Raw genomic sequence first — 11,583 nt, forward strand, 5'->3', positions numbered from 1 at the left:
AGGCCGCGGCCCGTTTCCCCGGCCTCGACCAGGCCGCGACGCTCACCGAGATCACGGTCGTCGGGGACGGCGGGCAGGTCTACCGGGGGGCCGCCGCCTGGGTCGTGTGCCTGTGGGCGCTGCGGGAGTACCGGCCGCTGGCCCTGCGGCTGAGTACCCCGGCGGGCGCGCGGCTCGCCCGGGCGGCGGTGCTGCGCGCGGCGAAGTGGCGCGAGTCGCGGCGGCAGGACGAGGGCTGGGGCGCCGGGGTGTACCGGCGCGCGGACGGCTGGGAGTACCTGCCGGACCGGGGCTGGGTGCACCGGGACGCCGGGCCGGACTGCGGGGGAGGGTGCGAGGTGGCTTAGGGTCGGGTGTCGTGGTGACCAGCGAAGAGGGGCGGGGTCCGGAGCCGGAGGGCGCGGGCCCCTCGCCGCGTGCCCGGAGGACCGGGAAGGCGGGGGGCGGCCGGAAGGGCGACGGGCCCGGGGCCTCCAGAACGGCCGACGGGCCCGGCGCCTCCGGGAGCCCCGCCGGGCAGAAGAATCTTCCCAAGGGCGAGCAGACCCGGGCCCTCATCATCGAGACCGCCCTCCGCCTCTTCCGTGAGCGCGGGTACGACAAGACGACCATGCGGGCCATCGCCCAGGAGGCCGGGGTCTCGGTCGGCAACGCCTACTACTACTTCGGCGGCAAGGAACACCTCATCCAGGGGTTCTACGACCGCATCGTCGCCGAGCACGCGGTGGCCGTGCGCCCGGTGCTCGACGAGGAGCGCGACTTCGAGAAGCGCTTCCTGGGCGTCCTCGCCGCATGGCTCGATGTGGCGGCGCCCTACCACGAGTTCGCGAGCCAGTTCTTCAAGAACGCGGCCGACCCGGAGAGTCCGCTGAGCCCCTTCTCACCGGAGTCCGAGTCGGCGCGGCGCGTCTCGCTCGACATCCACCGCGAGGTCCTGGCCGGTTCCAAGGCGAAGGTGTCGCCGGAACTGGCCGATGCCGTCCCCGAGTTGATGTGGCTCGCGCAGATGGGCCTGGTCCTGTACTGGGTCTTCGACCGCTCCGGGGGCAGCGAGAAGACGTACCGCCTCGCCGCGCGCGGAGCCCGCCTCACCGCGCACGGCGTCCGCCTCTCCCGCTTCCGCCTCCTGCGCCCGCTCGTCAACGAAGTCCACGACCTCTTCAGGGACTTCCTGCCCGGCATGGCCGAGACGGTCGCGAGGCGAGCCCCTTCGCGCGGTGCGACGCCGCCGCGCGAGGACGCGACGTCGCTCGACTCCACCGGGGAAGGCCCGGTCAGCGGTTGACCGACTGGATCTCCCGGACCGTGACGTCCTGTTCGGCGCCGAACCTGCCGTCCGGGAGCGGTTGCGGCGCGGCGACGCCCGTACCGGTCCAGTGGATCTTCCAGGTGAGCGTGGCGCGCAGCGGGAAGGTCGCGTCGCCCGAGGAGCGCAGGTAGGTGACGCCGCAGGGCGGGGTGCGGTTCGCCTTGCCCGCCGCGTACGGCTCGCCGATCCGGCCGGCCACGAGCGGGCAGGCGCCGGAGGCGGGCAGGGTGCGGGCGTCGGGCGTGCCGGGTTCGATGGCGAGCGAGGCGGCGGTCGCCGTCGTCGTCGCCTGGATGCGGAGCAGCGGTACGGAGGCGGTGACCGACACCGGCGCGACGTCGCCCGCGTCGAGCCAGGCCCACGTCGGCAGATTCACCTTCGAGGCCCCCTCGGGCGCGAGCCGCACCTTGGTCGAGGGCACGCGCACTTCCGCGTACGCGAGGCGCGCGAGCATCTCGGGGGTGATGGCCTGCGGGATGCCGGCGGGCGGCGCCTCACCGTTGTCCACCCAGAAGATCGGCTTGTCGCAGTCGAGCGCCCCCGGCTCGCCCTCCCGCCCGGGAGTGACGTACGAATCCCACCAGTATCCCTCGCCGGTCTTCTTCTTGTTGAAGTCCGGGTAGTCGCCGTCCTTGTAGTACGCGCGCTGCTTGGCGTCCCACTCGTAGCCGGTCGACTCGGCCTCCCAGATCGGTTCGAGATGCGCTTTGAGCTGGGCGGGCGTGTACTTCGGCGCGTAGTAGCAGGCGGGGGGAGTCCAGTCGGAGGCGGCGGTGACGGGCCCGGCCTTGGCACCGGAGCCGTTGTGCGAGTAGTCGAAGACGACGGCACCGGCGGTGGCGGAGACGGAGCCGCCACCGGAGTCGTCGGACTTGGAGTTGCCGGAGACCGTGGTGCCGCCCTCGGGTCCCTTGAAGTCGGCGTAAGCGATGCCGGGTTGGAGGAGTGCGAACGTCAAGACGAGCGTGGCGAACAGGCTCTTCCTGGTTACGGCTGGCATGTCGCGCTCCCTCGCTGGGAGATCAGCTTCTCGGTCACCCAGACGCCCCTGTCGTCGTCGAGACGGAGGCGCGTGTTGTAGACGACGTAACTGTTTTTGCTGGGCTGGGTCTTCTCGACCTTGCCTGTTTTGATCTTCTTGTTGTACGCGGTGGCCTGGTCCTCGCAGTACACGAAGCCCGCCGTGCCGTCGTCGTTGAGCTGGACGACCGGTTTGTAGAAGTGCCGGTAGCCGGTGATGGTGTCGCTGTCCGCCGTGAATAGCTTGATGAAGTCCTCGCTGCCCGCGGCCGCCTCCCCCTCGGAGTAGAAGCGGTACGCGGGATCCTCGGGATCTTGGTGCGAGATGGCCAGGTCCACCGCCTTGATGCGCTGTTCGGCGTCGGCCATCACGGCGTCCTTCTTCTTGTCGCCCGTCTTGGGCCACTCGAAGTTGTACTTCAGATCCGCCGGCAGCTCGATCTTCGGCCGCTCCGCCCCCGCCTTGCTCGCGCTCGGCGAGGGGCTCGCCTCCGCGCTGCTCTTCGCGGGCTCCGCGCCCTTGACGGCCTCGTCGTCCGTCTTCTTGCCGGAGTCGTCGCCTCCGCAGGCGGTGAGGGACGCGGCGAGCGCGAGGGCGAGGCCGGTCGTCAGGACGGACGCGGTACGGCGATTCACGGACAACTCCCTTGTACGGAAAAGCTCATGACACGCGCCCACCGTACTGAGCCTGCGTTGCCCGCACCACACGCCACTCCTCATCGTGACCGGGTTGGCACGTACGGGCATGCCGCCCGCGAAAACCCCCTGGCGGAAACAGGCGTGCGAGCCGGAGGATGGTACCCCTTTCGCCGTGGGGAGTTGCCAGTGATCGTCGTGACCGCAGCGTCCGGGCAGTACGGACGGCTCGTCGTGGAGGGACTGCTCGCGCGTGGCGCGCCCGTCGCCGCCGTCGTCCGCAGGCCCGAGCGGGCCGCCGGTCTCGCCGCGCTCGGCGCCGAGGTGCGGTACGGGGACTACGACGACGCCGCCTCGCTGCGCACCGCCTTCGCGGGCGGCGAGCGCCTGCTTCTGGTCTCCTCGCCGGAACTCGACACCGGGCGCCGGGTCGCGCAGCACGTCCGCGCCGTGGACGCGGCGCGCGCGGCGGGCGTCGGGCTGCTCGCGTACACGAGCTTCCTCGGTGCGGGAACGCGGGCCGAGGGGGTCACGGCGGCGCACCACGCGACGGAGCGCCACATCGAGGCGAGCGGGCTCCCGCACCTGCTGCTCCGGCACCCGTACTACAGCGACGCCTTCCTCCATGCGGGGCTGCGCGAGGCCGTCGCGGCCGGTGTTCTGGAGGACGGCACGGGCGGTCGCGGCCTCAACACCGCGTCGCGCGCCGACCTCGCGGAGGCGGCGGTACGGCTCCTGACCGGCCAACCAGTGCGCGCTGCCTACGACTTGACGGGCGCCCCGTGGACGTACCGCGAGCTCGCCGAGACCCTGACGCGGGTGAGCGGCGGGACCGTCACGTACACCGGGCGGACCGCTCCCGTGCCGGGCCCGGCCGGGTGGCTCGATGCCCAGGTCCGCGCCGGCGCCCTGGAAGACTGGACGGACGACCTCGCCGCTCTCCTCGGCCGCCCGCCGGCCTCGCTGGAGGAGGCGGTGCGGGAGGTGCTGGGAAAATGACCGGTCCGGTGCAGCCGCCGGGTTCGGGCCCGCCTTCCGGCATCCAGTCGTTCCGCTCCGCGCTGGCCGACTGGATGGCGGGGAACGCTCCTCCTCCGGCGGACCAGGGCTTTCGCGCCGCCGTCCTCGTCGAGGGCCTGAGCGACCTCGCCGCCATCGAGGCCCTCGCGACGGGCCGGGGCCGGGATCTGGCCGCCGAGGGGACCGCCGTCGTGTCGATGGGCGGCGCCATGAGCATCGCCAAGTACGCGGAGGCGCTCGGCCCGCACGGACTGGACCTGCGCCTGACAGGGCTGTGCGACGCGAACGAAGCGCCTTTCTACGTCCGGGGATTCGCGCGCGCCGAGGTGCGAGTCCCCTCCCTCCACGTCTGCGTGGCGGATCTGGAGGACGAACTCCTGCGCGCGCTCGGCGCGGACCGCGCCGAGGAGGTGATCACGGCGGCGGGCGAGGAGCGCCGCTGGCGGAGCTTCCGCAACCAGCCCGCACAACTGGGCCGCCCCCGCCACGACCAGCTCCGCCGCTTCCTCGGCACCGCGAGCGGCCGCAAGATCCGCTACGGCACCCTCCTGACCGAAGCGCTCGAAGCCGACCGCGTCCCCGCACCGCTGACGGCACTCCTCGCGAGCCTCTGACCGCCCCGGACGTCCCAGCACGTCCCGGCACGTCACCGCACCTCCCGCACCTCCCGCACGGATCGGAAAACCCATGCCCCTACGCCTCGACGCGCTCTGCCTCTCGGCACAGGACCCGGCGCGCCTCGCCCGCTTCTGGCACGAACTGGTCGGAGGCGACGAAATGCGCGAACAACCGGACGGCAGCCGGGAGTTCACCCCTGTCACCAATCCCGGCCTCCCCCTCCGCTTTCGCCCTGGAGCCGCGCCCAAGACGACCCAGAACCGTCAGCACTTCGACCTGACGAGCGAGTCGCCCGAGGACCAGGAGGCCACGGTGGCCGCGCGTTGACCCTCGGCGCGCGCCACACGGACGTGGGTCAGCGCCCGGAGGAGGGCCACCGGGTCCTCGCGGACCCCGAGGGCAACGAGTTCTGCGTGATCGAGCCGGGCAACACGTTCCTCGCGGGCTGCGGAAGGATCGGCGCGCTCGCGTGCGACGGCAGTCACGCGGTGGGCGTCTTCTGGAGCGAGGCGCTCGGCTGGCCGCTGGTGTGGGACGAGGGTGAGGAAACGGCGATCCAATCACCGCACGGGGGAACGAAGTTCACGTGGGGCGGCCCACCCCTGATGCCCCGCACCGCCCCGGACCGCTTCACCCCGGACCTCACCCCGGAGCCCCCGAGCACGTACGACTCCGAGACCACCCGCCTCCAGACCCTCGGCGCCCGCCTCCTCACCCGCGAAGCGCGCCACACCCTCTTCACGGACCCGGACGGCAACGAATTCCGACTGCTCGTCGGGACGGCGTGAGGGAAGCGCCCGAGCGGTCCACGGAGTCACGACTGCCTATTCGCGCGCACTCGTTGTTGCGGGTAGGCATCCGCCGGGGTGGCCGGGAAAGAGTCCGCACGGCTGCGAACCGGGTTGCGTGCAGGGGCAGGGCGGGAGGCGGCGGGCCTGGTACGGGGGGACCTCGCGCGTGAACGTGACCCACACGGCGCCCTCAGCCAACGGACGTACGACTCCCACGTGTTCGACTCCTTCGTGCGTGGCGAGTCCACACCGAGTACGGGTCACGACGTTCCCGCCCGGCACCCCGAGACTCGCGCGCTTGGCGAAGATGCCCATGATCTCGGGGATGTCGGTCTCGGCGTCACAACGGTCGGGGGCGCCGGATGGCGGCATGGGGGTACCGGGCTTCTGCGCGGGGCGGTTCTCGTTCGGGGGAATCGGGCGGGCGCCCAGCTCGTACCAGGAGCCGCCCACGTCCGGGCACCGCAAAGTGAACGGGCAGCCGAGGGCGAGCAGTTCGCGTACGCGGGACTGCCGCCGCACGTCCTCGGCCCACGCCCGCAGCGCGGCCGGGGCGTCTGGGCGACGTACGAGGACGGGCCGTGCGACCCCCGGAACCAGCCACCTTGCGACGGGCCCCGGATCGAGCCGCACCGCGAGCCGCAACGCCTCGCTCCGCAACCAGCTCGCTGCCTCGTGATGCGCGAGCACGGGCACACGCCCGAGCAGCACGGCCTTGCGCTCGTCCCCGCCCCGCGAAGCCACGGTAAAACTCTGACCCGCGAAGAAAGCGGAAGGAGCGGCGGACGGGGGAACGGCGTTCATGCCGCCTCCCCGCCGTGCGGATGCCGGGCGATGAGGACGCGGCAGTCGGTTGCGCGGGACTGATCCCCCCGCGACACGGCCTCGCGTTCCTCGCGAGCAAGCTTGGTGCAGACGGGGCAGGGGGTGGGGGCGGCGGAGCGGGACTGATCCTCGGCGCCCAACTGCCGAGCGGGAACAGGCATACGGGGTCACTCCTCTGTGTAGCGGAACGGCTACCGGGAGCCCCAAAGTGGCCTATCGTGAGGGCTTCATCAACTTGCACGACCTGATTGGTGAAAAGGGGCCGACGATGGTCAACCGCAAGACGCTCGACCCCACTTCCTCGGGCGCGGCGGCCTACGGGGCATATCTGCGCAGGCTGCGCGACGAGAAGGGCTGGTCCCAGGAGCACCTGGGCGATCTGCTCGGATGCAGTGGCGGCCACGTGTCCGCCGTGGAAACCGGCCGCAGGGACCCGACTCAACAATTCTCAGCACGGTGCGATCAAGTGTTCGGGGCGGGAGGTGAGTTCGTACGCAGGAGCGCGAAGTTGCGGAACCGGCCGTTGTTGGAGGGGTTTCCGGAGTACGTGGAGTACGAGCGTCGCGCCGTCGAGATCCGATGGTATGAACTTGGCGTAGTGATCGGTCTCTTGCAGACCCCCGACTATGCACGGGCCTTCGAAGCCGACGCTGTGCGGCGAGGGGCGGCAACCCCCGAGCAGGCCGAAGAGCGGGTGAAGCTGCTCCTGGAGCGCCAACGCCTGCTCGAACGGACGCCGGAGCCCCCCTTCGCCTTCATGGTGCTTGACGAGGGGTGCTTGCACATAAGGATGGGCTCAACGAAAGTGATGCGGGAGCAGTACGACTACCTGCTGCACTTCGCGGAACGACCCAACAGCGTCCTCCAAGTGGCCCCCTTCGCTACCGGCGCGCGCCGCTCGTTCCGGTTCCCCATCGCCATCCTGACCATGCCGGATCGCTCGCTCGTGTCGTACGCCGAGTCGTCCCATCGTGGCCACTTGGACCACGTGACCGCCTCTGTGGCGCCGAGGCTTGCGGCATACCATCAATTGATGCGCGACGCGCTTTCCCCTGCGGATACTGTCGCCATGATTAACGCACTACGAAAGGGCCACGCATGACTACCAAGCCCAAGTGGCGTACGTCTTCCTATAGCGGGCAGGGTGGCGCGTGTGTCGCGGTGGCGACCAACCTCGCCCCCCTCACCGGCACGGTCCCCGTCCGTGACAGCAAGCGTCCCGAAGGTGACGTGCTCGCCTTCGGTCGTGACGCCTTCACCGCCTTCCTCGGGGCCGTTCGTCAGGGCTGACGCCCGGCTCCGCACCGCGAGCGCCCGCCGCCTCCCGCCCGGGAGCCGGCGGGCTTCGCCGTTCCGGGTGGCGGATTCTGGCCGCTGCGGGCCGCCTGTCCTCCGGCGCATACTGACGGCACGGTCAGCCTTCTGCGAAGGGGAACGGCATGGAGACTCAACCCCTGCATTGGTTCCGGTCCTCGTACAGCGGCCAGGGCGGCTCGTGTGTGGAGGTCGCCGCCGACCTCGTCCCCACGCACGGTGTGGTGCCCGTACGTGACTCGAAGCGGGCGGCCGGTCCGGTACTCGTGGTCAGTGTCCGGGCTTTCGCGCGTCTCGTGGCGGGCGTGAAGTGACCGTCACCGCAGCTCACGAGGGGGCACATGAACAAGAAGGTTGACCTCACGAACGCCGAGTGGGCCAAGAGCGAACTGTCCAATGGTGGTGACAACTGTCTGGAGGTCGCCTTCATCGACGGTGTCGTCGCCCTGCGGGACTCCGTGGATGTGGGCGACCCGGCCGCTCAGGTCCTCATCATTTCCCGCAAGGACTACGAACTGTTCACGACGAGCGTCCGCGCGGGGCAGAGCAACCTGCTGCCGTAGAGCGGTCGTTCGTGCCTCAGCCCGCCGTTTCCTCGCGGGGGCGGCGGGCTTTGCTCGCAAAGTGAAGGAGTATCCGCATGGAGGCTCAGCCTCTCCACTGGCTCCGGTCCTCCTACAGCGGCCAGGGCGGCGATTGTGTCGAGGTCGCGGCCAACGTGGCGCCCCTGACCGGCACGGTCCCCCTCCGCGACAGCAAGCGTCCCGAAGGTGACGTGATCGCGTTCGGGGCCCGCGCGTTCGTCGCGTTCCTCGGCGCCGTTCGTCAGGGCTGACTTCTGGAGGTCCCCGACCCGGGAGCTCGCGGCATCCGCTCCCCGTGCCCCCGGGACGGCCGGCTGCTACCTCGCCGAGGACGGGCGGCTCTCCGATCGTAGGCAGGGTCGCGGGTGAAATGCCGGGGTCACTCGGCTCCGGCCTGGAGGCGGAGGCCGGAGAGGGTCAGTTCCAGAGCGGCGAGGAACTGGTCCCTGTCGTCGTGCCCCGCGAATTCCTCGGCGATCTGCTGCACGAAGGGGAATTCCGCGCTGTCGAGCGACCGCCACTGCTCGGCGAAGCGGCCGAGGAACGCGTCGCGGTCCACGTCGCCGTCGGCGAGTTCCTGCGGGAGTTCGCGGCCGAGGTCGGCGGCCGTGCCGACGACGACGCCCGTGATCGCCGACACCGCGTGGAAACGCTGCCGCGGGCTGAGGTCGAGGCGGAGGGTCTGCCGGCCGAGCTTCTCGTAAAGCCGCAGCGAGTTGCCCTGCATGTTCGTGTTGCGCATGAAGTACGCCGCGAGCCAGGGCCGGTCGATGATCGCGTCGAAAAGCACGACGGCCATCGCGCGGAGGTCGGCGATCGGGTCGTCGCTCTCCGGCCGCTCCTCGACGGCGGCCAGGGCCCCGCCGATCGCGTGGTCGGTGGCGCGGTCGAGCAGCTCTTCCTTGTTCGAGACGTACCAGTAGATGGTGCCGACGCCGGTGCCGAGGCGGGCGGCGAGCGCGCGGAACGTCAGTGCCGGTGGGCCCGCCTCGTCGAGCAGGGCCACGGCCGCGCCGAGAACCGCCTCCAGCGAGTGCGAACCGCGCTTGCGCCCGCCCGGGTGGTGTTCGGTGCAGCGGGTGCGCGGGCCTGTCATGGCATCCATCCAACCACAGCTTGGCGAATATCGAACGACGTTCTACCATCGAACCTCGTTCCATCATCGAACGCCGTTCGTCACGGCGTTCGGAGAGTTCTAGAGAGAAGGCCGGTCATGACCGCCGTCCCCGACTCCGCCGCACCCGCGGGTCGTACCTATCCGTCGCTGCGCGCGGCCTGGATACCCCTGGCCGCGCTCTGCCTGGCCTTCTTCGTCGAGATGGTCGACAACACGCTGCTCTCGATCGCGCTGCCCACGATCGGCCGCGACCTCGGCAGCGGCACGACCGCCCTGCAATGGGTCACCGGCGCCTACTCGCTGACCTTCGGCGGCTTCCTCCTCACGGCTGGATCGCTCGCCGACCGGCTCGGGCGGCGGCGCGTGCTGCTCGTCGGCCTCGCCGTGTTCGGGCTGCTCAGCCTCTGCGTCGTCGCCGTCGACTCCGGGGGGCAGCTCATCGCCCTGCGCGCCGGACTCGGCATCGCCGCCGCCGCCATGGCACCGATCACCAACTCGCTCGTCTTCCGGCTCTTCGACGACCAGGCGCTGCGCATGCGCGCGATGAGCCTGATGATCGTCGTCGGCATGTCCGGCTTCGTCCTCGGCCCGCTGCTGGGCGGCACGGCCCTCGCCCACGTGCGCTGGGAGTGGCTGCTCGTGGTCAACGCGCCGATCGCGCTGATCGCGGCCGTCGGCGTACGCCTCGGTGTGGCCGCCGACAAGGCCGAGGACCTGACCAAGGACCGGCTCGACCTGCCGGGCGCCGCCCTGAGTCTCGTGACCATCGGCCTGGCCTGCTACTCGCTGACCAGCGGCGTCGAGCACGGCTGGCTCTCCGCCGCCACCGTCGCCTCGGTCGTCGGCGCCGTGGCAGCGGGCGTCGCGTTCGTGTGGCGCGAGCGACGCGGTGCCGCGCCCATGCTGGACCTCAAGATCTTCTCCAGCGGCACCGTGCGCGGCGCGGCCATCGCCCAGATCGGCACGTCCATCGCGATGGCCGGGGTGATGTTCGGGCTGATCCTCCACTTCCAGTACGCCTACGGCTGGAGCCCCGTGCGCGCGGGTCTCGCGAACCTGCCGCTCATCGTGACCATGATCGGGGCGACGCCGCTGTCGGAATGGCTCGGCAAGCGCTTCGGGCACCGGATCGCCTGCCTCGTCGGCGCGGCCTGTCTGACCGCTGCCCTGGCCGGGCTCGCCTGGGGCGTCGACCACGGGTACGCCGCCATCGCCGTCTCCATGGTCGTGATGACGATCGGGCTGCGCACCGTGATGACGATCTGCGCGATCGCGCTGGTCGACGCGATGCCCGCCAACCGCACGTCGATCGGCACCGCCCTCAACGACACCGCCCAGGAGGTGGGTACCAGCGTGGGCACCGCCGTCGTGGGCACCCTGATCGCGACGCTGGTCACCACCCGGCTCCCCGCGGGCGTGTGGAGCAGCGACCTCGTGCGGTCCTTCTTCCACGGCGAGCGGATCACGTATGCGGTCCTCGCGGCGATCGTCGGCCTGGTCGCGGCGGGCGGCGCGCTCACGCTCACCAACTCCCACTCCGTGGAGGAGCCGGCCTGAGCCCTCGGTGGCGGCGCCGCGCCACACTGACCCCATGAGCCTTCCCCTCCGCACCTCCCGTCTCCTCGTCCGCCGCTTCCGCCCCGAGGACGCCTCCGCGCTCGCCGCCTACCGGACCCTGCCCGAGGTCGCCCGGTACCAGGGGTGGAGTGCGCCTGTCACAGAGGACGAAGCGCGGCGGCTCGTAAGGGAGTTCACGGCCGCCGATCCCGACGCGCCGGGCTGGTTCCAGTACGCCGTCGAGGAGCGGGAGTCGGGGGTGCTCGTCGGGGACGTCGGGGTGCGGCTCGACGCGAACGGCATGCAGGCGGACCTGGGGTTCACGCTCGCCCCGGCCGCGCAGGGGCGCGGGTACGCCACCGAGGCGGTACGGGCCGTGCTCGGCGACCTGTTCGAGCGGCGGGGGCTGCGCCGGGTCTCGGCCGTGTGCGATGCGCGGAACCACGCCTCCGCCCGGCTCCTCGAACGGGTCGGGTTCCGCCGCGAGGGCATGCGGCCCGCGTACACCTGGCTCAAGGGCGAGTGGACGGACGACGTGCTGTACGGGCTGCTCGCGGAGTGGTGGCGCGACTGACGGGCCAGGGGCCCCTGGCCCGTCCCGGGAGCCGCCCGAGGCCCGCCCGTGACGCCGCTTCCCCGCCCGTACGGTCCCCAATGCCAGCCCCCGTAAAGCTACTTGGGGCTCACTGACGCTCCGTCACTCCCGCTGACGGAGCGTGGCAGTTCTGTCGCGGCCGTTGACAAATCTTTAACCTGTCAGAAATCTGTTTTCAAGTGACTGCAAAAAATTGA

At 71.1% G+C, this 11,583-nt stretch carries 16 protein-coding genes and 1 pseudogene; 12 read left to right on the plus strand and 5 right to left on the minus strand.

Annotation, left to right across the window (positions count from 1 at the left end; genetic code table 11):
- Both G3I42_RS13065 and G3I42_RS13070 read left to right on the plus strand, forming a co-directional pair.
- On the plus strand, positions 1-347 hold a 347-nt coding region (locus G3I42_RS13065), incomplete at its 5' end, for a DUF393 domain-containing protein (RefSeq protein WP_164285569.1).
- Positions 348-556: 209 nt separating this feature from the next.
- Complete coding sequence (locus tag G3I42_RS13070; protein WP_343244538.1) at positions 557-1,285, plus strand: TetR family transcriptional regulator; 729 nt, start codon at positions 557-559, stop codon at positions 1,283-1,285.
- Here the strand turns inward: G3I42_RS13070 and G3I42_RS13075 are convergent.
- Positions 1,275-2,309: a hypothetical protein gene (locus tag G3I42_RS13075; RefSeq protein WP_164285571.1), complete on the minus strand. Its 1,035-nt coding sequence runs from the start codon at positions 2,307-2,309 to the stop codon at positions 1,275-1,277. The two genes, G3I42_RS13070 and G3I42_RS13075, sit on opposite strands and share 11 nt — an antisense overlap.
- On the minus strand, positions 2,297-2,965 hold the full coding sequence (locus G3I42_RS13080) for a hypothetical protein (protein ID WP_164285572.1): 669 nt from the start codon (positions 2,963-2,965) through the stop codon (positions 2,297-2,299). The genes G3I42_RS13075 and G3I42_RS13080 overlap by 13 nt, the downstream gene beginning before the upstream one ends.
- 198 nt (positions 2,966-3,163) lie before the next feature.
- Here G3I42_RS13080 and G3I42_RS13085 point away from each other — a divergent pair, with 198 nt between their 5' ends.
- From G3I42_RS13085 to G3I42_RS13095, 3 genes and pseudogenes are all read left to right on the plus strand, one after another.
- The gene (locus tag G3I42_RS13085; protein WP_164285574.1) at positions 3,164-3,964 is read left to right on the plus strand and encodes an NAD(P)H-binding protein; all 801 of its coding nucleotides are present in this window, start codon (positions 3,164-3,166) and stop codon (positions 3,962-3,964) included.
- Between the two features lie 74 nt (positions 3,965-4,038).
- Positions 4,039-4,599, plus strand: a complete 561-nt coding sequence (locus G3I42_RS13090) for a TOPRIM nucleotidyl transferase/hydrolase domain-containing protein (RefSeq protein ID WP_239096424.1) — start codon at positions 4,039-4,041, stop codon at positions 4,597-4,599.
- Positions 4,600-4,672: 73 nt separating this feature from the next.
- Positions 4,673-5,391 (plus strand): annotated as a pseudogene (locus G3I42_RS13095) (VOC family protein).
- A 36-nt stretch (positions 5,392-5,427) separates the two neighbouring features.
- Here G3I42_RS13095 and G3I42_RS13100 read toward each other — a convergent pair.
- Together G3I42_RS13100 and G3I42_RS13105 are read right to left on the minus strand one after the other, a co-directional pair.
- Positions 5,428-6,198: a formylmethionine deformylase gene (locus tag G3I42_RS13100; RefSeq protein ID WP_164285578.1), complete on the minus strand. Its 771-nt coding sequence runs from the start codon at positions 6,196-6,198 to the stop codon at positions 5,428-5,430.
- Positions 6,195-6,380 (minus strand): hypothetical protein, encoded by a 186-nt coding sequence (locus G3I42_RS13105; RefSeq protein ID WP_164285567.1) that lies wholly within the window; start codon positions 6,378-6,380, stop codon positions 6,195-6,197. The genes G3I42_RS13100 and G3I42_RS13105 overlap by 4 nt, the downstream gene beginning before the upstream one ends.
- 107 nt (positions 6,381-6,487) lie before the next feature.
- On the opposite strand from G3I42_RS13105, the gene G3I42_RS13110 reads away from it, so the two are divergent.
- From G3I42_RS13110 to G3I42_RS13130, 5 genes are all read left to right on the plus strand, one after another.
- On the plus strand, positions 6,488-7,321 hold the full coding sequence (locus G3I42_RS13110) for a helix-turn-helix transcriptional regulator (protein ID WP_164285612.1): 834 nt from the start codon (positions 6,488-6,490) through the stop codon (positions 7,319-7,321).
- Positions 7,318-7,509 carry a DUF397 domain-containing protein gene (locus G3I42_RS13115; protein ID WP_164285580.1) on the plus strand — a complete coding sequence of 64 codons (192 nt, stop codon included), beginning with the start codon at positions 7,318-7,320 and terminating at the stop codon, positions 7,507-7,509. The genes G3I42_RS13110 and G3I42_RS13115 overlap by 4 nt, the downstream gene beginning before the upstream one ends.
- A 149-nt stretch (positions 7,510-7,658) precedes the next feature.
- Positions 7,659-7,847 (plus strand): DUF397 domain-containing protein, encoded by a 189-nt coding sequence (locus G3I42_RS13120; protein WP_164285582.1) that lies wholly within the window; start codon positions 7,659-7,661, stop codon positions 7,845-7,847.
- A 27-nt stretch (positions 7,848-7,874) separates the two neighbouring features.
- Entirely contained in the window at positions 7,875-8,096 is a 222-nt protein-coding gene (locus G3I42_RS13125; protein ID WP_164285584.1) for a DUF397 domain-containing protein, read from the plus strand.
- A gap of 77 nt (positions 8,097-8,173) precedes the next feature.
- A complete protein-coding gene (locus tag G3I42_RS13130) occupies positions 8,174-8,368 on the plus strand; it encodes a DUF397 domain-containing protein (RefSeq protein ID WP_164285586.1) in 195 nt (64 codons plus the stop codon).
- A 128-nt stretch (positions 8,369-8,496) separates the two neighbouring features.
- Here the strand turns inward: G3I42_RS13130 and G3I42_RS13135 are convergent, their stop codons facing one another.
- A complete protein-coding gene (locus tag G3I42_RS13135) occupies positions 8,497-9,147 on the minus strand; it encodes a TetR family transcriptional regulator (RefSeq protein ID WP_164285614.1) in 651 nt (216 codons plus the stop codon).
- Between the two features lie 183 nt (positions 9,148-9,330).
- Here G3I42_RS13135 and G3I42_RS13140 point away from each other — a divergent pair, with 183 nt between their 5' ends.
- Positions 9,331-10,791, plus strand: a complete 1,461-nt coding sequence (locus G3I42_RS13140; RefSeq protein ID WP_164285588.1) for an MFS transporter — start codon at positions 9,331-9,333, stop codon at positions 10,789-10,791.
- A gap of 34 nt (positions 10,792-10,825) precedes the next feature.
- Entirely contained in the window at positions 10,826-11,365 is a 540-nt protein-coding gene (locus tag G3I42_RS13145) for a GNAT family N-acetyltransferase (protein WP_164285590.1), read from the plus strand.
- The last annotated feature ends 218 nt before the right edge of the window (positions 11,366-11,583 follow it).

Origin of the sequence: Streptomyces sp. SID11385, from assembly GCF_010548245.1 — a bacterium.
Lineage (GTDB): Bacteria > Actinomycetota > Actinomycetes > Streptomycetales > Streptomycetaceae > Streptomyces.